The sequence below is a fragment of the Streptomyces sp. Da 82-17 genome, assembly GCF_046098215.1.
Classification (GTDB): domain Bacteria; phylum Actinomycetota; class Actinomycetes; order Streptomycetales; family Streptomycetaceae; genus Streptomyces.
The window spans coordinates 112,300-130,596 of sequence record NZ_JBJURH010000009.1; the positions used below are offsets into that span (position 1 = coordinate 112,300).

General features: G+C 74.7%; 18 protein-coding genes. 9 read left to right on the top strand and 9 right to left on the bottom strand.

Features of this window, described 5'->3' with window-relative positions:
• Positions 1 to 20 precede the first annotated feature (20 nt).
• Together ACIDOF_RS17630 and ACIDOF_RS17635 are read left to right on the top strand one after the other, a co-directional pair.
• Positions 21 to 1,286: a DUF418 domain-containing protein gene (locus tag ACIDOF_RS17630; RefSeq protein ID WP_409006841.1), complete on the top strand. Its 1,266-nt coding sequence runs from the start codon at positions 21 to 23 to the stop codon at positions 1,284 to 1,286.
• A 136-nt stretch (positions 1,287 to 1,422) separates the two neighbouring features.
• Positions 1,423 to 2,388, top strand: coding sequence for a pirin family protein (locus ACIDOF_RS17635; protein ID WP_409006842.1), 966 nt, complete (start codon positions 1,423 to 1,425; stop codon positions 2,386 to 2,388).
• A 206-nt stretch (positions 2,389 to 2,594) separates the two neighbouring features.
• On the opposite strand, the gene rph is transcribed toward ACIDOF_RS17635, so the two are convergent.
• Together rph and ACIDOF_RS17645 are read right to left on the bottom strand one after the other, a co-directional pair.
• A complete protein-coding gene (gene rph, locus ACIDOF_RS17640) occupies positions 2,595 to 5,201 on the bottom strand; it encodes a rifamycin-inactivating phosphotransferase (RefSeq protein ID WP_409006843.1) in 2,607 nt (868 codons plus the stop codon).
• 196 nt (positions 5,202 to 5,397) lie between these two features.
• Complete coding sequence (locus ACIDOF_RS17645; protein WP_409006844.1) at positions 5,398 to 6,939, bottom strand: serine hydrolase domain-containing protein; 1,542 nt, start codon at positions 6,937 to 6,939, stop codon at positions 5,398 to 5,400.
• 109 nt (positions 6,940 to 7,048) lie between these two features.
• Between ACIDOF_RS17645 and ACIDOF_RS17650 the strand changes: the two genes are divergently transcribed.
• The 3 genes from ACIDOF_RS17650 (at position 7,049) to ACIDOF_RS17660 (ending at position 9,390) form a co-directional block, all read left to right on the top strand.
• Positions 7,049 to 8,269, top strand: coding sequence for a sensor histidine kinase (locus tag ACIDOF_RS17650; RefSeq protein WP_409006845.1), 1,221 nt, complete (start codon positions 7,049 to 7,051; stop codon positions 8,267 to 8,269).
• Positions 8,260 to 8,907 (top strand): response regulator, encoded by a 648-nt coding sequence (locus ACIDOF_RS17655; RefSeq protein WP_409006846.1) that lies wholly within the window; start codon positions 8,260 to 8,262, stop codon positions 8,905 to 8,907. Before ACIDOF_RS17650 ends, ACIDOF_RS17655 begins: the two co-directional genes overlap by 10 nt.
• 162 nt (positions 8,908 to 9,069) lie before the next feature.
• Positions 9,070 to 9,390: a hypothetical protein gene (locus ACIDOF_RS17660; RefSeq protein ID WP_409006847.1), complete on the top strand. Its 321-nt coding sequence runs from the start codon at positions 9,070 to 9,072 to the stop codon at positions 9,388 to 9,390.
• Positions 9,391 to 9,417: 27 nt separating this feature from the next.
• On the opposite strand, the gene ACIDOF_RS17665 is transcribed toward ACIDOF_RS17660, so the two are convergent.
• The 3 genes from ACIDOF_RS17665 to ACIDOF_RS17675 all read right to left on the bottom strand — a co-directional run bounded on the left by ACIDOF_RS17665 (position 9,418) and on the right by ACIDOF_RS17675 (position 11,189).
• Positions 9,418 to 9,663 (bottom strand): metal-sensitive transcriptional regulator, encoded by a 246-nt coding sequence (locus tag ACIDOF_RS17665; RefSeq protein ID WP_409007061.1) that lies wholly within the window; start codon positions 9,661 to 9,663, stop codon positions 9,418 to 9,420.
• 70 nt (positions 9,664 to 9,733) lie between these two features.
• Complete coding sequence (locus ACIDOF_RS17670) at positions 9,734 to 10,303, bottom strand: rhodanese-like domain-containing protein (protein WP_409006848.1); 570 nt, start codon at positions 10,301 to 10,303, stop codon at positions 9,734 to 9,736.
• 259 nt (positions 10,304 to 10,562) lie between these two features.
• Positions 10,563 to 11,189, bottom strand: coding sequence for a LysE family translocator (locus ACIDOF_RS17675; RefSeq protein ID WP_409006849.1), 627 nt, complete (start codon positions 11,187 to 11,189; stop codon positions 10,563 to 10,565).
• A gap of 81 nt (positions 11,190 to 11,270) precedes the next feature.
• On the opposite strand from ACIDOF_RS17675, the gene ACIDOF_RS17680 reads away from it, so the two are divergent.
• Positions 11,271 to 11,918 (top strand): TetR family transcriptional regulator, encoded by a 648-nt coding sequence (locus ACIDOF_RS17680; protein WP_409006850.1) that lies wholly within the window; start codon positions 11,271 to 11,273, stop codon positions 11,916 to 11,918.
• Here ACIDOF_RS17680 and ACIDOF_RS17685 read toward each other — a convergent pair.
• The 4 genes from ACIDOF_RS17685 to ACIDOF_RS17700 all read right to left on the bottom strand — a co-directional run bounded on the left by ACIDOF_RS17685 (position 11,848) and on the right by ACIDOF_RS17700 (position 15,168).
• On the bottom strand, positions 11,848 to 12,357 hold the full coding sequence (locus ACIDOF_RS17685) for an anthrone oxygenase family protein (protein ID WP_409006851.1): 510 nt from the start codon (positions 12,355 to 12,357) through the stop codon (positions 11,848 to 11,850). The genes ACIDOF_RS17680 and ACIDOF_RS17685 overlap by 71 nt on opposite strands.
• Before the next feature lie 3 nt (positions 12,358 to 12,360).
• Positions 12,361 to 12,828, bottom strand: coding sequence for a nuclear transport factor 2 family protein (locus ACIDOF_RS17690; protein ID WP_409006852.1), 468 nt, complete (start codon positions 12,826 to 12,828; stop codon positions 12,361 to 12,363).
• A 136-nt stretch (positions 12,829 to 12,964) separates the two neighbouring features.
• Positions 12,965 to 13,516: a DUF1062 domain-containing protein gene (locus ACIDOF_RS17695; RefSeq protein WP_409006853.1), complete on the bottom strand. Its 552-nt coding sequence runs from the start codon at positions 13,514 to 13,516 to the stop codon at positions 12,965 to 12,967.
• Positions 13,517 to 13,725: 209 nt separating this feature from the next.
• The gene (locus tag ACIDOF_RS17700) at positions 13,726 to 15,168 is read right to left on the bottom strand and encodes a chloride channel protein (RefSeq protein WP_409007062.1); all 1,443 of its coding nucleotides are present in this window, start codon (positions 15,166 to 15,168) and stop codon (positions 13,726 to 13,728) included.
• 271 nt (positions 15,169 to 15,439) lie between these two features.
• Here ACIDOF_RS17700 and ACIDOF_RS17705 point away from each other — a divergent pair, with 271 nt between their 5' ends.
• The 3 genes from ACIDOF_RS17705 (at position 15,440) to ACIDOF_RS17715 (ending at position 18,176) form a co-directional block, all read left to right on the top strand.
• Positions 15,440 to 15,904, top strand: a complete 465-nt coding sequence (locus ACIDOF_RS17705) for a hypothetical protein (protein WP_409006854.1) — start codon at positions 15,440 to 15,442, stop codon at positions 15,902 to 15,904.
• The gene (locus tag ACIDOF_RS17710; RefSeq protein WP_409006855.1) at positions 15,897 to 16,571 is read left to right on the top strand and encodes a phosphatase PAP2 family protein; all 675 of its coding nucleotides are present in this window, start codon (positions 15,897 to 15,899) and stop codon (positions 16,569 to 16,571) included. Before ACIDOF_RS17705 ends, ACIDOF_RS17710 begins: the two co-directional genes overlap by 8 nt.
• Positions 16,572 to 16,637: 66 nt before the next feature.
• Positions 16,638 to 18,176 (top strand): PucR family transcriptional regulator, encoded by a 1,539-nt coding sequence (locus tag ACIDOF_RS17715; RefSeq protein WP_409006856.1) that lies wholly within the window; start codon positions 16,638 to 16,640, stop codon positions 18,174 to 18,176.
• Positions 18,177 to 18,297: the final 121 nt, after the last annotated feature.

The window sequence follows — 18,297 nt, forward strand, 5'->3', positions numbered from 1 at the left end:
CAGCCGCCGAGGAGACGCCGATGCCGCCGTACGCACGATCCGAACCGCCGCACACCGAACCGGCGCCCGTCGAACCGGCGCCCGTCGAACCGGCCGCGGCGACGGCGCCGCCTCGCGCGTCTGCCTCCGCCTCCGCCCGCGTCCCGCTCCTGGACGTCCTGCGCGGCGTCGCCATCGTCGGCACGCTCATGACCAACGTCTGGATCTTCACCGGGCCCGGCGCCGAGGTCGGCTTCCTCAACGGCGCCGCCGGGGCCGGGCTCGGCACGCTGCTCGACGACCCGTCCCCGGCCGACGCGGCGGAAGGCGTCTTCCGCTTCCTGGCCGACGGCAAGTTCCTGTCCCTCCTGACGGTTCTCTTCGGTGTCGGCCTGGCCATCCAGTACGACTCGGCGCTGCGCAAAGGCCTGAAGTGGCCCGGCCGTTACCACCGGCGCGCCCTGTTCCTGTTCGCCGAGGGCCTGCTGCACTTCGTGCTGATCTTCGCCTGGGACGTGCTCATGGGGTACGCGGTCACGGCGTTCCTCGTCGCCCGGATGCTGAAGCGAAGCGACCGCTTCCGGCGTGCGGCGATGGGGGTCGCCGCAGGCCTCCACGTCACGGTGATCACCCTCCTCACCCTCGTACTCGCCGCCGCCCCGGCCCCGTCGGAGAAGAGCGGCAGCGACGGCTTGGACGAGGCGATCGCCCTCTACGCGGACGGCTCCTGGCTCGACCAAGTCCTGTTCCGCCTCGACCACATGGCCGCCCTGCGCATCGAACCGGTGCTGTCCTTCGGCCTGTTGGTGTTCCTGTTCCTGCTCGGCGTACGCCTCCACCGCGCGGGCGCGTTCGCACCGGACGCCCGCGGCCGGGCCCTGCGCGGCCGGACGGCCCGCTGGGGTCTCGCCGTGGGGCTGCCGCTCAACGCGGCCGTGTCCCTCGCGGGCGAGGACTTCTTCCTGGTCAGCCGGTACATCGCCGCCCCGGTCGTCGCGCTCGGCTACATCGGCCTGATCGGCGTCCTCTTCGACCGCGTCCGCCGCCCCGGCCCCGTCACCGCCGGCCTGACCGCCCTCGGCCGCTGCGCCCTGTCCGGGTACGTGCTGCAGAACCTGCTCTGCGTACTCGTCGCGTACGGCTTCGGGCTCGGCCTCGCCGCCCGGCTCGCGGACACCGGGCCGTGGTGGGTGATGGGCCTGTGGGCCGCGGTGTCGCTGACGCTGGCGGCCGGGGCCGCGCTGTGGCTGCGCCGCTTCCGGCACGGCCCGCTCGAGACCCTGCAGAAGCGCGCCCTCGGCGGCTGACCGGCGACGACGCCCCGGCCCCCGATGCAGCAAACCCCGCCCCCGGGAAGGCGATTGCGGGGAAGTCCGCCCGAGTGGGGGACGGGACGCGGCCGGGCCATGTCCGGCTCGCCCGTCTCGCGCTACGTTGTCCGCCATGAGCAACCTGGACCGTGAGGCCGCCCTGTCCGTCTGCGGCGGGCGGGGATTCGTCGTCGCCGAGCCGGTACGTGAACTCCTCGCCCCGCGCCGGGTCCGGCTCGGCGAGTCCACCGAGGTCCGCCGACTGCTCCCCAACCTGGGGCGCCGCATGGTCGGCGCCTGGTGCTTCGTCGACCACTACGGGCCCGACGACATCGCCGCCGAACCCGGCATGCAGGTCCCGCCCCACCCGCACATGGGCCTGCAGACCGTCAGCTGGCTGCACGAGGGCGAGGTCCTGCACAGGGACTCCCTCGGCAGCCGCGCCACGGTCCGCCCCCGCGAGCTGGGCCTGATGACCTCCGGCAGCGCCATCAGCCACGCCGAGCAGTCCCCGGTCCCGCACCCCCGCCTGCTGCACGGCGCCCAGCTGTGGGTCGCCCTGCCCGACAGCCACCGGCACGTCGCCCCGAGCTTCGAGCACCACCCCGACCTGCCGCGGGCCGCCGCCCCCGGACTCACGGCCACGGTGATCCTCGGCTCGGTCGACGGCGCGACGTCCCCGGGCACGACGTACACCCCGATCGTCGGCGCCGACCTCGCCCTCACCGCCGGGGCCGACGTCCGGCTTCCGCTGGAGCCCGACTTCGAGTACGCGGTGCTCGCCATGTCCGGCGAGGCGCACGTCGACGGCGTCCCCGTGCTGCCCGGCTCGATGCTCTACCTCGGCTGCGGCCGTGCCCAACTCCCGCTGCGCGCCGAGTCCGACGCGGGCCTGATGCTCCTCGGCGGCGAGCCGTTCGCCGAGGAGATCGTCATGTGGTGGAACTTCATCGGCCGCACCGACGACGAGATCGCGCAGGCCCGCGCGGACTGGACGAGGGGCGACCGCTTCGGCGAGGTCAAGGGCTACGAGGGCGACCCGCTGCCCGCCCCCGCCCTCCCGGCGACCCCGCTGAAGCCCCGCGGCCGAGTCCGCTGACCGGACGGCGGGCCCGCAGGGCCCGTCTCCCGAGCTCCGCAGGGCCACGGCGCCCAGCACGCTCCCCGACCGCAAAGATCGGGACACGGGCGCCCCAGTCTCTGTCTTCGGGGCCCCGCCCGCCCCCGAAGACAGGCCGGCACGTTCGCCGCACCAGACGCTGCGGGGCCTCCCTCCGGCGTACGACGGGAGTTCGAAGGCAGGCCCTACGCCGACCGCTCCAGGATCTCCACGTACCCGTCCGTGCCGTGCACGCGGATGCGGTCGCCGTCGCGGATCTCGCGGGTCGCGCCGTCCACGCCCACGACCGCCGGGAGGCCGTACTCGCGGGCGATCACCGCGCCGTGCGTCATCAGCCCGCCGACCTCCGTGACCAGGCCCGCCACCGCGACGAACAGCGGGGACCAGCTCGGGTCCGTGAACGGCGTGACCAGGATGTCGCCCGCGTCCAGGTCGGCGTCCGCCATGTCGAGGACGACCCGCGCCCGCCCCTCGACCGTCCCCGCCGACACCGGCAGGCCCACGAGCGCCCCGTCCGGGACGTCGTCCCGCCGGTACGCCCCGTTGAGCGCCTCGCCGTCCGACGTCAGCACCCGCGGCGGCGTGAGCGACGCGTACGAGCGGAACGCCTCCTTGCGCTCCGCCACCAGCCGGGCGTCGACCCGCTGCGTGCGCACGGCCGCGTGCAGCTCGTCGAACGTCAGATGGAAGGCGTCCTCCGCGTCGGCGAGCACCCCGGCCCGCACCAGGCGCGCGGCCTCCGCGGTCAGGGCCTGCTTGTAGAGGAAGGAGCGGCGGACGATGCCGTACTTCGGGTACTCGCGGTACCCGGCGAAGGCGCGGACCTGGTCGATCATCCGCTTCGTCGTCGCCGCCCGCTGCGCGCCGTCCGGCAGGGCCCGCAGCCGGGTCAGCACCTCCTGCTCCTTCTGCCGCGCCCGCTCCCGGCCCTCCTCGAACCTCCGCCGGGCGGCGCCGGATCGGAAGTTGCGGACGTTGTCGAGGATGACCGGCACGAGCGTCTCGGGGCGTTCGCTCCAGCGGGGCCGCGTGATGTCGATCTCGCCGACGCAGCGCATCCCGTACCGGTCGAGATACGCCTCGATCGCGTCCCGAGCCTCCGTGCCGCCCGCGTACTTCGGCAGCCGGTCGAGGAAGTCCCGCGCGGTCTCCTGGTCCTCGTCCTCGACGGCCCGCAGGAACGCCACGACCTCCGGGTGCGGCCGGACGGCGTCCGCGACGTCGAGCAGGTCGAGGCCCATCTCCGACGTGATGTTGCCGGGGGCGGACAGGGTGAGCGTGTCGACGGCGTTCTTCTCGCCCAGCCACTCCTGCAGCCGGTCGTTGAGCCACCAGGCGGCCTCCATCCCGGCCATGATCGCCTGCATGTTCAGCGGGTCGGCGAGGACGCGTTTGTGCTCGTCGAAGGCGTCCAGGAGGAAGTCGAAGAGGGCCGGACCCGACTTCGTACGGATGTCCCGGGCCAGCGCGGCGACCGACTCCTCGCTGCGGGCGATCAGCCGGGCCACGATCGCCGGGTCCGCCTCGGCCGGAGTGGAGGGGACTTCGGCGGCGGGCGCGGTCGGCCCGGAGTGCTCGGACGGGACGAAGTCGCCGCGTTCGAGGACCGTCTCCAGGGCGTCCCTGATCAGCGGGTCGCCCCGGCCGACGACGTCCAGGAGCGCGGCGCGGCTCGGGGGCGCGGCCAGGCGCTGCGTGACGTCGACGAAGAGCCGGCCGCCCGCCTCGTGCATCGGCACCATGGCGGTCCGCTGCCACATCGAGTACCCGAGGGCCTTCATCGGGTCCGTCATCATCTGCTGATGGCCCACGGACACGTACACGTGGTTCTCGTCGTCGCCCGTCTCCGGGACCGGGAACAGCGTGGTGATCGGCCGGCTCTGCACGATGCTGAACTCGCCGTCCGCCAGGCACCATTCGATGTCCTGCGGCCGCCCGAACGCCGCCTCGATCCGCCGCCCGAGCCGGACCAGCTCCACGGCCTGCCCGTCCGTCAGGGCCGGCTGCTCCCGCCGCCCCGCGTCGACCGCCTCCGTGCGCGTCCCGCCGCCCGGCACGGGCCGTACGGCACGCTCCTTCGCGGCGATCGTGCGGGCGACGACCTCGCCGTCCCGCACCCGGAACACGTCCGGGTCGACGATGCCGGACACCAGCGCCTCGCCCAGGCCGAAGCCCGCGTCGACGGCGGCGTCCCGGCGGTTGCCGGTCACCGGGTCCGCGGTGAAGAGGACGCCGGCCGCCTCCGGGACCACCATCCGCTGCACGACCACGGCCATGTGCACCGTGCGGTGGTCGATGCCGTTCCGCTGCCGGTACGTCACCGCCCGGTCCGTGAACAGCGAGGCCCAGCAGCGGCGGACGTGCCGCAGCACCTCGTCGGACCCGAGGACGTTCAGGTACGTGTCCTGCTGCCCCGCGAACGACGCCGTCGGCAGGTCCTCGGCCGTCGCGCTGGACCGCACCGCGTACGCGGCCGCCGCGCCGTGCCGGGCCAGGGCGCCGGTGATCTCCGCCGCCAACTCGCCCGGAACGGGGGCCTGTTCGATCGCGCGGCGGATCTCCGCGCTCAGCCGGCCGACCGCGGCCTGGTCGTCCGGGCCCGAGCGCGCGAGCTCGTCGAGGAGAGAGCCGAGCCCCGGGGCGTCCGCCGTCGCCCGCCGGAACGCCTCCGTCGTCACACAGAAACCACCCGGTACGCGGACGCCCTCGATCCGCGCGAGCGCACCCAGGTGCGCCCCCTTGCCGCCGACCAGCGCGGTCTGCGTCCCGTCGATCTCCTCAAGGTCCAGCACGTCGTTCGGCAATGTTCCCCATTTCCGCAGGTGGTCGCTTCGGCGGACGATTCTGCGCCGTCCCCGGGGCCTTGCCGCAAGCCCCCGGGTGGGCTATAAGTTGAGAGTGGCAAGGAGCGGACTCCTTGCCTTTTCTCATGCGCGCGGTCCTTGCGTGCCGCTCACGCGCCGTCCGCACGCGCAGCTCGTGTGCCGCTCACGTGCCCACTTTCGCCGCCCCCGCCCGCCGCCGCGGCCGGACGAGCGCCGCCAGCCGGGCCGCCAGGACCGTCGCCGACGCCAGCGCCGCCGCCCCCGTGCACACCGCCAGCGCCGGCCACGCGTACGCCACCTGCTCCAGGGTCCCCGCCCGTCGCATCAACACGCCGAAGAGCGCGGACAGTTGGACGAACAGCAGCACCGGCAGGACGTACGGCAGGGCGCGCAGCGCCACCCGCCACCAGGCGCGGCCCGACCTGCGCCGCGCCCAATGTCCCGCGCGGAGCGTGCCGCGCACGCCCAGGCCGAGGGCGAGGAGGGTGAGCGCGGCCAGGACCCAGTCGGCCGTCATCGACACCGGCGCGGCGGGCTCGGGCCGCTCGCCGCGGGCGAGTTCGGTCAGACCCTGCGCGATCTGCGCCGCGTCGTCCCCGGCGATCATGCCGGTGTTGGTGACGACGGCGATGCCCGTGCCGCTCTCCGGCAGCAGCGTCGCCAGCGCGTTGTGGGTGAGCAACTGGCCGCTGTGCTGGATCTGCAGCGGTCCCTCGGCGGTGTTCCGTATCCAGCCCATCGCGTACACGCCGTCCCGCGGCGTGGCCGGCGGGGTGTGCGTGACGTCGATCGTCCGCGCCGACGCGATGCGCCGCCCCTCGGCCGAGACGCCGCCGTTGCTCTGCGCGATCAGCCACTGCGCCAGGTCGTCGGCGGTGGTGACCACGCCGTGCCCGCCCTCGGCGAACCAGCGCGGATGGTCCACGGCCACCGTCGTCCCGTACGCCCGCACATATCCGCGCGCCTCCCCGGGCATCTCGTCCGTCCCCGCGTACGACGCCGTGCGCGTCATGCCCAGCGGCCGGAACACCTCGGCGGCCAGCTGCTCGGCGAACGGGCGGCCGCTCACGACCTCCACCAGGCGGGCCGCGACGAAGTAATTCGGGTTGTGGTAGCGGTAGTTGGTGCCCGGGTCCGCCGCGAGCGGGGCGTCGCGCATCGCGGCGACGGCCTCCTTCAGCGAGTGCGGCTGCGCCCGCGTCAGATCGGGGTACGCCGAGTCCGCCATCCCGGAGGTCTGCGTGAGGAGCTGCCGTACGGTGATGCGCCCGGCGCGCGGGTCGGCCATCCGGAACTCGGGCAGGTAGCGGCGCACCGGCCGGTCCAGGTCGACCTTGCCCGCCTCGGCCAGCTGCAGCACCGCGAGCGCCGTCATGGCCTTGGACAGCGACGCCACCGGCAGCCGCGTCCGCGCCGTCATCGCCGCACCGGACGCGGTGTGCCCATACCCGGCGGTGTGCAGCACGCGCTCGCCCCGCGTCACGGCGACCACCGCACCCGGCAGGCCCGTCTCCTCGACGTAGTCGCGTACGAAACGGTCCACCGCCGCAGGCGTCAGGCGTGCGGGAGGGGCGGAGGCGGGGGCGGGCGTCGCGCCGAGCAGGGTGGCGGCCGTGAGGCCGAGCGCGGCGGCGAGGGCGGCGACGGCCCGTGCGGCCCTGGGGCTCCGGTGAGTGCGGAGAGCGGAGAGAGTGGGGATCTTCATGCCGCCCAGTCCACCGGCCCGGCCGCCCGCGGCGCATTGGCGTACGGGGGAGTTCGAAGGTAGTGCCCGCACTACTGCTCCAAGATCCGCGGGCCGCTACCTTCGACGGATGCGTCACCGCAACGCCTGGCAGGCCCTGGCCCAGAACCCGCTGAAGCTGCTCCGCACGAGCTGGCCCTGGCGGTCCCTCGCCTACCTGCTGTCCGGGGTGGCCTTCGGGGCCGTCACCACGCTCGTCCTCGTCGGCCTGCTGATCGCCGGGTTCGCCTCGCTCGTCGTGCTCGTGGGCGCCGTGCTGCTGCTTGCCGTCGCCCTGTCCGGGATCCCCGTCACCCGGTTCGAGCGGTGGCGGCTGCGGCTCGTCGACCTCGACCCGGTGCCCGACCCGCACCGGCCGCCGGAACGGCCCGGCCCGCGCGGCTGGCTGCACACCCGGCTGCACGAACAGGCGACCTGGCGTGAACTCGGCTTCACCGCCGTGTCGTTGACGGCTCTGTGGTGGGTGGACTTCCTCGTCCTGGCCTTCGCGCTCGCCGTGCCCGTCCTCGTCATGCTGTCGCCCGTGGACGACCCGGGGGCGTGGCCGCTGTTCGTCGTCGGCCTGTGCCTGCTGCCCGCCGCGCCCTACACGATCACCGCCTGGGCCGGGGCCCGCGCCGCCGCCACCCGCCTGATGCTCGCGCCCCGCGACGACGAACTCGGCCGGCAGCTCACCGACGTACGCGCCTCCCGGACCCGGCTCGTCGACGCCTTCGACGCGGAGCGGCGCCGTATCGAACGGGACCTGCACGACGGGGCGCAGCAGCGGCTCGTCTCCCTCAACGTGCGGCTCGGCCTCGCCGTGCTCGACGCCGAACCCGGCTCGCCGCTGGCCGCGCAGCTCGCCGACGCACAGACCCAACTCGCGCTCGCCGTCGAGGAGTTGCGGGACCTGAGCCGCGGCGTCCACCCCAAGGCGCTCACCGACCACGGGCTCGCCGCGGCCGTCGAGAACCTCGCCGCCCGCTCCGCCCTGCCCGTCGCCGTCGACATCGACCTGCCCGCCAGGCCGCCCGCGCCGCTGGAGACCACCGCGTACTACGTGATCTCCGAGGCGCTCACCAACGCCGCCAAGCACAGCGGCGCCACCCGCGCCCAGGTGCAGGCCCGCCGGCACACCGACCTGATCACCCTGACCGTCCGCGACGACGGCCGCGGCGGCGCCGATCCGGAGGCCGGCACCGGCCTCACCGGGCTCGCCGACCGGGTCGCCGCCGCCGACGGCAGGCTCCGTCTGTCCAGCCCGCCGGGCGGACCTACACTCCTGCACGTGGAGCTGCCGTGCCGCTGACCGTCGTACTCGCCGAGGACTCCCCGCTCATGCGGGACGGGCTCGTCGGCGTCCTCACCCGCTTCGGCCACGAGGTCGCCGCCGCGGTCGGGGACGCGGACGCGCTGATCGCCGCGGCCCGCGAGCACCGCCCGGACATCGTCGTCACCGACGTGCGCATGCCGCCGCACCACGCCGACGACGGCCTGCGCGCCGCCATCGCCCTGCGCCGGGAGAGCCCCGACCTGCCGGTCCTCGTCCTCAGCCAGTACATCGAGCAGTCGTACGCGGCCCACCTCCTCGACCTCGGCTCGGACAGCGGCGTCGGCTACCTCCTGAAGGACCGGGTCAGCGCCGTCACCGAGTTCGTCGACGCCGTCACGCAGGTCGCGGACGGTGCGACGGTCGTCGACCCGGAGGTCGTACGCCAACTGCTCAACCGCCGCCACGACCCGCTGCAGCGGCTCACCCCGCGCGAGCGCGAAGTGCTCGCCCTGATGGCCGAGGGCCGCGCCAACGCCGCCATCGCCCGCGCGCTGTACGTCACCGAGGCGGCCGTGAACAAGCACGTCAGCAGCATCCTGCAGAAACTCGACCTGCACATCGACGGCGAGGGCCACCGCCGCGTCCTCGCGGTTCTGGCGTACTTGCGGGCGTGAACGCGGGTCGGCTGCGGGGGAGTTGAGGATCGGGGGGTGTACTCGGTTGAGGGAGCTGGGGAGCTGGGGGGGGGGCTGGGGGCTGTGGAGACTTCCGGGACGTCGGGCGGCCGGGCGGAACCGTACAGGCGGCATCTGCGGGACCCTGAGCAGGACATCGAAGTGGGGCCGGGCTGGCGGCACTTGGTGCTGGCGTGCCACGAGGCGGTCGTCGCGGAGTTTCCGGCGTACCAGCTGTGCGCCGTGAAGCAGAAGTGGGGCGTCCTGTCCTTTCAGGCGTTTCCGCGGGCCTGGAGGCTCGGTGTCGAGTGGACGAACGCGGAGTCCGCGCGGCTCGATGCCCTCATCGACGTCCACGTCGCCCGCAGCGAGCGCACCTGCGAGCGTTGCGGCGCGGAGGGCTCACTGCGGGAGGAGCGGTGGGTGCACCTGGTGCTGTGCAAGGCGTGCGACGAAGTTGTGGGGGAGAACGGGCAGCTCTGACCGGTCCCGCGCGGCGGGGCGGGCAGCTCAGGCCAGGCTCAGGAAGAGCTTCTCCAGCTCCTCCTCCGTCAGCGGCGGGCGGTCCTCGTCGGTCGCGTTGAGGCACTCCCGCATCCCACTCGCGATGATCTTGAACCCGGCCCGGTCGAGGGCGCGGGAGACCGCGGCGAGCTGGGTCACCACGTCCTTGCAGTCCCGGCCCGCCTCGATCATCGTGATCACGCCCGCGAGCTGGCCCTGCGCCCGGCGGAGCCGGTTCAGGACGGCGTTCATGGTCTCTTCGTTCGTCGCGCTCACGCGGGCGGCTCCGATTTCTGTCTGTCGTACGGCGGTGGGGTCGGGGTCAGGCGCGCAGGGCGGCGCGGGCCTCGTCGAGCTGCTCGGGGCGCGGCCGGTTGATCGGCAGCTTGGCGAGGACGGAGGCCATGCCGCACGTACCGCTGAGGCCGGAGTAGACGAGCCCGCCGGCGATCGCGGCGGAGAGGAGCCGGGCGCGCGGGGCGCGCAGGCCGACGGCGAGGCCGGTGAGGACGAGGGAGCCGGCGACGAAGCGGACCTGCCGGTCCATCGGCCAGACGGCGCGCCCGGCCGGCCGGGCGGCGGTCTCGACGGGCAGGCCCGCCGCCTGCCACGCGCTCGTGCCGCCGTCGAGGCTGCCCGCCGCGATCCCGGCCCGGTCCAGCTCGTCGCACGCGGCGCGCGACCGGGCCCCCGAGGCGCAGACGACGGCCAGGCCGCGGCGCTCGGCGGCGGCCCGCAGCTCGGGCAGCAGCTGCGGCACGGAGTCGACGGGGACGCTGATCGCGCCGGGCACGTGGCCCTGCGCGTACTCGGACGCCGAGCGGACGTCTATGACGAGGACGCCGTCGGCGATCCGGGACTCCAGCTCGGTCGGGCTGAGGGCAGTGCTCATGGCGGGTTCGTCCTCCAACTTCCGGAATCGGCAAGCGTGTCGGGCCTGGCGAACCCGGCGGGCTGGTCCTGCCGGGCCTGCCGTGCCGGGTCTGCCGGGCCCGCCGGGTCTTGTCCGCCAGGGCGGGTCTGAAAGGGCCTCCGGCGACTTCTGGGCGAGCACTTCACTGTACCCCCGGGGGTATCGCCCCGGGCTGTGATGTAACCCGCAGTCGCCGCCCCGCATTCCCCGCAGGGCCGGGAGGATCCCGGCTCCCGACTCAGGGCTGGGACGCCGCGACCTTGATCCCGAACCCGATGAGCACGACCCCGGTGACCCGGTCCACGGCCCGGCGCACGGCGGCCCGCTCGAAGAACGCGCGGGCCCTGGCGAGCGCGAGCACGTACCCGCCGAGCCAGACGAGCGTCAGCGCCGCGTGCAGCAGGACGAGCAGCGCCATCCCGAGGCGCGGCGACAGTCCTGCCGGGGCGAGTGTCGGCAGCAGGCCGGTGTAGAAGACGGCGATCTTCGGGTTCAGGACGTTGCTGACCAGGCCCGTGCGGAACGGCCGCCCCACGCCCGGCGCCTGCTCCGCCCCGGCAGCCGCGGCCGTCGTCTTGCCGCGCCGGCTCTGCAGCAGGGCCTGTACGCCGAGCAGGACGAGGTAGGCCGCGCCGACCAGCTTCACGGCCGTGTACGCGGTGGCCGACGCGGCGAGCACCGCCGCCAGGCCGACCACGGTGAGGACGCCCCACACGAGCAGCCCGACCGCGATGCCGCCGACCGTGCGCAGGCCGTCCCGCAGGCCCGACGCGAGGGCGCGCTTCGTCACCACGGCCATGTCGGGCCCGGGCGCGACGGTCAGGACGGCGAGCACACCGGTGGCGGCGAGGAGCTGAACGAACATGGCCCCCAGTCTCGCAGCGCACCCCGAGCGCCCCTTCCGTGGGCCCTGGGGGGCGTCCGCGCCCCACTACACTTGACAACCATGTCAGAGGTAAAGCAGGTAAGGCAGGTAAGGCAGGCGAGGCAGCGGCGGCAGCGCGTGGAGGTCGCCCGGAACCGTTCCGCTCTCGTGTCCGCCGCCGTCGCCGTGCTCGCCGAGCGGCCCGAGGCGAGCATGGCCGACATCGCCGCCGCGGCCGGAGTCACCCGGCAGACCGCGTACGCGCACTTCGGCGCCCGCGAAGCCCTCCTCGCGGCGGTCCGCGACGAGTTGAGCCGCCGTGCGCTGGCCGTGCTCGACGACGCCCGCCTCGCGGAAGGCCCCGCCGCCGAAGCGCTCGACCGGTTCGTGGCCGCCGTGGGGACGCTCCTCGCCGAGCAGACGCCGTTCAGCAGGTACGGCAGCGACGACGCGCAGGCCGACGCCGAGCGGCACGTGCCCGTCGAGGCGCGCCTGGCCGAGCTGATCGGCCGGGGCCGGGCTGAGGGAGCGTTCGTGACCGACCTGGACACGGACTGGCTGATCGCCGCGACCATCGCCCTCGGCCACGCCGCCGACCGGGAGATCCGCGCCGGCCGCCGCGACCCGAAGAGCGCGGCCGAGCAGTTCCGTACGTCGGTCACGCGCCTGTACGGAGTGGTGCGCGAGCCGGGCCGTCCGGCGCGGGCCGGGCGCCGCCGTGCAGGGTGAGGAGGATCAGCAGCCCGAACGCCGCGAACGCCGTCGCCGTACGCGCCTGGTTGAACGCCTCCCAGCGGGCGAGGAACTCGGCGTGGTCGGCGGGTGCGGACGTGACCGCCCACTGCTTGATCCGGCCGTTGATCGGCACGTTGCCCAGCCGCGTGATCAGGAACGACGCGATCGCCAACAGCCCTGCGCCCGAAGCGAGTTGCCGCGTGCGGCCGCAGGTCAGGGCGGCGAGCGTGAGACAGCTGAGCGCCGAGACGGCCATGGCGGCCTGCATGGTGATGCCGTTCCGCTGCATCAACCGGGCGTGGAACGACAGCCGCAGGTCGAGCGGTACGGCGTCGAACGTCGGCACCAGATTGGCCGCACCGTAGCCGAACGCACCCGCGAGGGCGCCCGTGGACAGCAGGGCGAGCCCCAGAACGATCCGTGCGCGACGCATACGTCAACTCCCTGAAGTAGTAGGGGTGTTGGAGTCCGGCGCCGCCTCCTGCGGGTCCTGTGGCCACGGGGGTGGCGGCACGTCGCGCGTGAGCTGCTCGGCCCTGCGCAGCCGACCGTCCGGCGTGAACTCGGCGAACATCAGCACCCGCGTGGAGACCGGCGCGCCCTTGCGCATCCGGGCGTGGATCGTGAAGCGGGCCGCGATCCGGTCGCCGTCCGCGTACGCCTCGTGCAGCTCGAACCGGAACTCCCGCAGGTTCCGGCGGATCGGCTCGAGGTGCGCTCGAAGCCGCTCCCAGCCGATCTCGACGCCGTCGGCGACCTGCACGAAGTCCCGCGTGAAATAACGGGACATGAGCTCGCCGGGGTCCTCGGCCCCCTCCCGCACGGCCGCCGTGAACGACGTGTAGAAGCCGACGACGAACGCGCCGGGGGGCTGGGTCCGAAGGTGGTCTGATAGGGAATGCACCGCATGCTCCTGCCGCTCGGCGGACACCCCGGCCGGGCGCCGCGACGCTCCGTCTCTCGCGTGCACTTACGTGCTCGTAAGGTAGGGAGAGCCGCGACACCCGACAACCGTGTAAGACTTAAGCGCGTCCCCGCGCTCAGACCCGGCGCTTCAGGGTGAACGTGAAGTCGTCGGAGACCTTGCCGCCGTCGAGTCGGACCGCCGAGACGAGCCGTCCCGCCGCGAGCAGCCGCTCGACCTCCGCCCGCGCCAGCCCGCACCCCTCGGCGATCAGGCGTACGGGCCGGACCGGGACACGCGCCGCGAAGTGCACCGTCACGTCGAGCACGTCCCGGTCGAGGGGGAGCGGGGCGACCGGCCCGCCCGTCCCCGTGTCGAGCCGCCAGGCGCCCGACCAGTCGAGCGCGACACGGTTCCGCCGCCGCACGGCCGGGTCCAGCAGCAACTCCCCTGCAAGGACAGGGTCGTTGGCGTGCAGCCGGTCCAGCAGCCCGGGGCGTACGGAGCGCACCTCGGCCCGCTCCAACAGGCTCAGCTTGGCCGTCGCCCCGCAGCCCGCGCAGAGGACGAGCAGCCAGGCGTCCAGTCGTTTGTGGTGGGCGTTGACACGGAACTTGCCGTCGGCGCGGAAGCGGCGCGACGCGCAGGAGTGGCAACGGCGAAGGACAGTGGGAAGGCAGGTGGGCATGACCACCCAGCGATCAAGCACAGAAGTACACCGGTTTCAGTGAGAAGTCCGCAGCAGGAAGCAGCGCGGCGCACAGCACGCGACGCGCGACAGATCAGCTCTCGGGGGGTCTCACACGGTGTACAACGGCACGTCCCTTCGCAGACAACTCGGCCCGGCGGAACGCTAGTTGAGGCACGCGGGCGCACACCACCGGTTTTCCGGGCGGCTCACGGACCGTCCCCGCGCGCAGCCGGGCGCGTGGCCAGCTGGGCCGTCATGAAGGCCACCACGGACGCCGTGACGATGAGCGGCATCTGCTCGGACGCGTCCGCGCCCAGCAGCAGCACCGCCAACACCGCGCTGGTCAGCGGGAGTCCGGTGAGCGCCGCCGTGGCCGCGGCGATGCCGAGGGCGAGGGCGGGCGTCGTGCCGAGGCCGGGCAGACCCGAGCAGGCGATGCCGAGGGCCGCGCCGATCAGCACGCCCGGGAAGATCGGTCCGCCGCGCATCGCGCCCAGGCACAGCGCCCAGGCGAGCCCCTTGCACAGCACGAGCGCGAGCAGCGCGAGCACCGACCAGTCGTGCGGCTGCGCGGCGAGCCTGCCGAGGGTCTCCTGCCCGGACAGCGCGGCCTCCTCCGGGCTGCGTCCGGTGAGGAGCGCGTACGCGGCGAGACACACGCCGACCGCAAGGCCGTACGCGACGGTGCGCAGCGCGGTGTTGCGGCGCGTGGACCAGGCGGTGCGCCGGCCGAGCCACCGGGCCGCCGCGACGGCCAGCGCGATGAGCGCGGCCAGCGGCACGCCCCACAGGAAGTCGCCCGCGTCCGGGTTGACGTCCGGCGGCACCGTCGGCAGCTTCAGGGCGCCGATCGACAGCCCCGTCCAGTGGCCGAACCCGGTGAAGACGACCGCCCCGGCCGCGCTCGCCAGCAGGCACGGAAGCAGCAGCACGACGAGCCGCCCGCCGGCAAGCCCCGCACCCTCGACGACCAGGACGGCCGCCGCGACCGGGCCGCCGAGGATCGTCGAAATGGCCGCGGTCGAACCGGCGGTCGCGAGCAGCGTGCTCTCCTGCGGCCCGAGCGGGGCACCGTCACCGCCGCCTCCCGGCCCGCCCGGCCCGCCCGGGGAGGACGCGGAGGCCGAGGAGGAGGCCCGTCGTTCCGCCCGTAACGCGAGCGCGCGTCGCGCGGCGCGGGCCGCGAGCAGCGCGAGACCGCTGCCGACCGCCATCAGGGGCGCCTCCGGGCCGAGCACGACGCCCAGCGGGAGCGTCGCGAGGGCGGCGATCAGCACGCCGGGCAGCGCGTCGGGGCCGAGCGGGGCCCCGCCGAGACCGTTCACCGGCAGGTGCCCGCCGCCGCCCGGCATCCGGGTCACGACCGGCGCGAGGACGAGCCCCGCGAGGAGCAGCGTCGGCAGCGGCCACCACCACGGCGCCCGGTCGAAGCCGAGCGCCTCGGGCAGCTCCCGCCAGACGGCGTGCTGCAGCTCGTGCTGCAGGCCGACGAACCCGAAGCAGACCAGCGCGATCGGCACCCCCACGACGACGCACAGCGCCAGCAGCCGCCGGTAGCGCCTGCTCGCCAACACCGCGCGCAGCGCCGGGGGTTGAGCCGGGTCGGCCGCCTCCGCGGCAGGCCCCGACGGCTCGTCCCGCACGCCCATGCTCACGCTCCGAGGGTCCCGACGGCCGGCCGTCCCCGGCCCGTCTCGTCGTACGCAATCCTCCGGCGTACGACGAGAACGCGCACGTCGCGCACCGGGCGCGGGCGACGCCCTGCCGGGGACCGGCGGGGCTGCGGGTGCGGCGCCGGGCGGACGGCGGGCGCGGTTGCGGACCGCCCCCGGAGCGCCGAGGGTTGATGCACCGGCACGACGAGTCCCGCCCGCCGGAAGCGTGGCCCGGCGGGACAGCCCCGGAGGTCCGGAGGAGCACATGTCCGACAGCACCGCACGCGAAGCCCACTCGCCGCAGCCCCCGCAGCACCGCGAGGAGAGCGGCGGTCCGCTCGCCGCGGGCGTCGTCCTGTTCGCAGGGGTGCTGCTGATGCTCGACGGGATGTTCTCGGCGATCGCCGGAGTGGCCGCGATCGCCGACGACGACGTGTACACCCGGCTCGGCGACTACGTCTTCAAGCTCGACCTCACCACCTGGGGCTGGATCCACCTCGTCGTCGGCGTCGCCGTGGTGATCACCGGGGCCGGGGTGATGAAGGGCGCGGGCTGGGCGCGGGCCATCGGCGTCGCGCTCGCCGCGCTCGTGGTGCTGCTGCAGTTCTTGTGGCTGCCGTACCAGCCGATCTGGTCCGTCGTCAGCATCGCCGTCGGCGTCTTCGTCATCTGGGGCCTGTGCAAGGACACCGGCCGTGAGCCCGCCGCGCCCCTGGGCCCCCATGACTGAACCCGCCCCGGACCTCGCGGAGCCTCCCGCCGGACGGTCCCGGGTCGCCGCCGTGCTCAGCGACCTGCGGGCCGTCGACGGCGCGCTGTACGCGGCGGTCGCGGCGACCCCCACGCCGACCCTCGACAAAGCGCTGCGCCGGCTCTCCGCCGCGGCCGACCACTCGAAGCTGTCCTTCGGCATCGCCGCCCTCCTCGCCGTCTCCGGGCCGCGCGCCCGGCGCGCCGCATACGCGGGGGTCGGCGCGATCGCCATCGCCTCGACCACCGCGAACGTCCTCGGCAAACGGCTCGTACGCCGGGCCAGGCCCGACCGGGAGGGCGCGCGCGTGCACGTCGACCGGCACGTTCCCATGCCGACCTCGGCGTCCTTCCCGTCCGGGCACACCGCGTCGGCGGTCGCGTTCGCCACGGCCGTCGGCGTGCTGCTGCCGGGCGCGGCCATCCCGCTCGGCACGCTCGCCGGCGCGGTCGGCTACTCCCGGGTGCACACCGGCGTGCACTATCCGGGCGACGTCGCGGCGGGCGGCGTGCTCGGCATCGCCAGCGCGGCGGCGGCCCTCGGCGTGCTGACGGCGAGCGCGGCGACGCACCACGCCCAGCACACCCACCCTGTCCACCCGGCCGGGACGACCGCACCCCTTCAACCCGCCCGCGCCCTGCGGTAGGTTCGCGCTCCAGTCGAAGATCACGTACCCCGTGGGCGTCCGCCGCCCCGTGACCGGAGGCCGTCGATGGCGCACAGCAACGGTCCCGGGCAGGGCGCGGCCGCACCGGCCGTCGAGCACCTGAGCGTCGGCGACCTGGCCGCGATGGAGCAGTTCGACTGCCAAGTGCTCGCCGGGGCAGCGGGGTTGGGGCGGCCGGTGGTGTGGGCGCACTCCTGCGAGCTGGAGGACCCGTGGCGCTGGCTCGGCGCCGACGAGCTGCTCATGACCGTCGGCATCTGCGTGCCGCGCGGCGCGCGCGCCCAGCGCCGTCTGGTCGCCGGGCTGCACGCCGCCGAGCTCGCGGGCATCGCCATCGGCGACGACCTCAAGGCGCCTCCGCTGACCCGTGCCCTGCTCGACACCGCCGACGAACTCGGCTTCCCCGTCCTCCTCGTGGGGCACACCACGCCCTTCGCGGCGATCGGCCGGACCGTGGCCATGGCGAGCCAGAGCGAACAGGTACGGCGCCTCGTCCGCGTCAGCCGCCTCTACGAGCCCGCCCGCACGGCCGCGTTCCGCGGCGGATCGCTGCTCGGCAGGCTCTCCGCCGAGCTCGGCCACCGGCTGCACGTCCTCGACGTCGCCCTCGGCAGCGAGGTGTTCCGGCAGGACCACCCCCTCGACCCGGACGTGCTCGCCCGGCTCCGCGACGCCACCGCCGACCGGCTCGGCCGGCTGCCCGCCCGGCTGTGCGTCGACGGCGTCGACGGCGCCGAAGGCGTCCGCGCCACCGCGCTCGCCCTGTCCACGCACCGGCCCTGCATGCTCGTCGCCGAAGGGCCGGGCGAGCTGGACGCGGACGGGTTCCTGCTGCTGCACGTGCAGAGCCTGGTGTCGGTGGAGGTCGAGCGGGCGGAGCGGGAGCGGGCCGCCCGGTGCGACAGCGGGGCCGAGTTGTGGGAGCGGCTCGTCGACGGCGGCTTCGGCGACGAGGCGGGCACCCTCGCGCTCGACGGCTTCGGCCTCGCCGGCCCCCGTACCGCCCTCGGCATCCCGGCCGAGTCGCGGGCCGTCGCCGCCGCGCTGCTCGGGGACGCGGACGTGCCCGTGCTGCTCGGCCGGGAGCGCGGGGAGGCCGCCGTGCTCCTCGTCGGGACGGCCCGCGCGGACGAGGTCGTCGAGCTGCTCCGTGACCGCGTACCGGCGATCGGGGTGTCCGCGAGCGGCACGGCCGTCGGCCAGCTCCCCGACACCGCACGGCAGGCGAGGTGGGCGCTGCAGGCCGCCGTCGCCTCGGGCGGGGGAGTGGCCGACTACGAGACCGCCGCCCCGATCCTGCTGCCCCGCACCGTCGCCGACGCCGAGCACGCCACCCGTACGGTGCTCGGTGCGCTCATCGACCACGACCGGCAGCACGGCACGGAGCTGCTGCACACCCTGGAGACGTTCCTCGCCGGGGACCGCAGCTGGCGGGAGGCGTCCGAGTCCCTGCGCATCCACCGCCAGACCCTCGGCTACCGGCTGCGCAAGGTCGAGGCCGTCACGGGCCGCAGCCTGCGCAGCACGGGCGACGTGGCGGTGCTGTGGATGGCCCTGCTGGCTCGGCGGATCACGGAGCTCTGAGGGGTGCCGTCCCTCAACTCCTCGGCGCTGGGCGGGCGTTGGGCTGCGCCCGCCAACTCTCCGGCACCGGGCGGCCGTTGGGCGGCGCGCCGCCGCCTCCCGGGTCTTGTGGCTCCGGCCG

Coding starts and splice junctions, on each gene's coding strand:
- ACIDOF_RS17670 (WP_409006848.1), bottom strand. CDS start 10,303: ATGAGCACTGCCCTCAGCCCGACCGAGCTGGAGTCCCGGATCGCCGAC.
- ACIDOF_RS17705 (WP_409006854.1), top strand. CDS start 15,440: ATGTCCGACAGCACCGCACGCGAAGCCCACTCGCCGCAGCCCCCGCAG.
- ACIDOF_RS17710 (WP_409006855.1), top strand. CDS start 15,897: ATGACTGAACCCGCCCCGGACCTCGCGGAGCCTCCCGCCGGACGGTCC.
- ACIDOF_RS17630 (WP_409006841.1), top strand. CDS start 21: ATGCCGCCGTACGCACGATCCGAACCGCCGCACACCGAACCGGCGCCC.
- ACIDOF_RS17650 (WP_409006845.1), top strand. CDS start 7,049: ATGCGTCACCGCAACGCCTGGCAGGCCCTGGCCCAGAACCCGCTGAAG.
- ACIDOF_RS17635 (WP_409006842.1), top strand. CDS start 1,423: ATGAGCAACCTGGACCGTGAGGCCGCCCTGTCCGTCTGCGGCGGGCGG.
- ACIDOF_RS17685 (WP_409006851.1), bottom strand. CDS start 12,357: ATGCGTCGCGCACGGATCGTTCTGGGGCTCGCCCTGCTGTCCACGGGC.
- ACIDOF_RS17715 (WP_409006856.1), top strand. CDS start 16,638: ATGGCGCACAGCAACGGTCCCGGGCAGGGCGCGGCCGCACCGGCCGTC.
- ACIDOF_RS17700 (WP_409007062.1), bottom strand. CDS start 15,168: ATGGGCGTGCGGGACGAGCCGTCGGGGCCTGCCGCGGAGGCGGCCGAC.
- ACIDOF_RS17695 (WP_409006853.1), bottom strand. CDS start 13,516: ATGCCCACCTGCCTTCCCACTGTCCTTCGCCGTTGCCACTCCTGCGCG.
- ACIDOF_RS17645 (WP_409006844.1), bottom strand. CDS start 6,939: ATGAAGATCCCCACTCTCTCCGCTCTCCGCACTCACCGGAGCCCCAGG.
- ACIDOF_RS17665 (WP_409007061.1), bottom strand. CDS start 9,663: ATGAACGCCGTCCTGAACCGGCTCCGCCGGGCGCAGGGCCAGCTCGCG.
- ACIDOF_RS17680 (WP_409006850.1), top strand. CDS start 11,271: ATGTCAGAGGTAAAGCAGGTAAGGCAGGTAAGGCAGGCGAGGCAGCGG.
- ACIDOF_RS17675 (WP_409006849.1), bottom strand. CDS start 11,189: ATGTTCGTTCAGCTCCTCGCCGCCACCGGTGTGCTCGCCGTCCTGACC.